The sequence below is a fragment of the Pseudogemmobacter sp. TB195 genome (assembly GCF_058313095.1).
The window spans coordinates 1-816 of the sequence record NZ_JBZEGG010000097.1 but is presented as its reverse complement, the minus strand read 5'-3'; the positions used below and the strand labels follow the sequence as shown (position 1 = coordinate 816).

Below are 816 nucleotides of genomic sequence, written 5' to 3'. Positions count from 1 at the left end.
CACTCACCGGCGCGGCGCCGTTGATCGCCAATGTCATCGGGCCGGTATTGTCTGCCGCCCAGGTCAGCGTGAACTTCATGCCATCGAGGAGACCGGCATCGAGATCCCAGGCAAGGCTGGCGGTTACGCCGTTTGCGGTGCCGCCGATCTCCGTCAGTGGGAAAACGGCTGCATCGAATAAACCTTTCATCCCGCCATGGTATTCGCCGAGGAAATCCAGCCCGGGCAGAGGCGGCGGAGTGAGAGGGCCAAATTTCGGTCTAGGTGCCATCGGTCAGGTCCAGAGCTGAGGGGCTTCATCCACGGCGGTGATCGTCGCGGTAAAATCCGGTTTCGGGGTGATGCCGAAGATGATCAGGCGCAGATACTCGCGCCCCATCGGCCCCCAGCCGACCAGTGCGCCCTCATCGAGACCGGCAGGGCTGATCGGTGGATCAAAGGTGACGCTGTATCCATCGGCCGAGGCGACTGGATGCGTCGTGGTCGAGTTGCTGCGCCGGATGGAGATGCCGAACTGCTGCCCGAGCGAAAGCATATCTTCGACCGCCAGCAGATCCGGCACTGTCATCAGGTCTGGCGCCGCCGGAAGGTCTACCGTGCCGTCGAGGTGCAAGCCCGTGACATTGCCGGAACCGTCATACTCTATGCCGATCACACGGGCCGAGCCGCTGCGCTCTGTCAGCATATCGTGCTGCACTGCGATCAGATCGCCGCGCCGGCAGAGGATGGATTCCGCCGCCGCATCCCAGCTGTAGAAAGTGCTGCGCAGCTGCGCCTGCATCTGATCATATTCGGCGCGGCGGATCGCGTCAGCCT

2 protein-coding genes are annotated in these 816 nt (G+C 63.0%); both read right to left on the bottom strand.

Going from position 1 to position 816, the window contains the following annotated elements; translation table 11 throughout:
• A partial coding sequence (locus AC4FS3_RS28790) for a hypothetical protein (protein ID WP_491023381.1) occupies positions 1–190 on the bottom strand: 190 nt, incomplete at its 3' end.
• Positions 191–274: 84 nt separating this feature from the next.
• Positions 275–816, bottom strand: a 542-nt coding sequence (locus AC4FS3_RS28785) for a hypothetical protein (RefSeq protein ID WP_491023380.1), incomplete at its 5' end; no start/stop codon positions are given.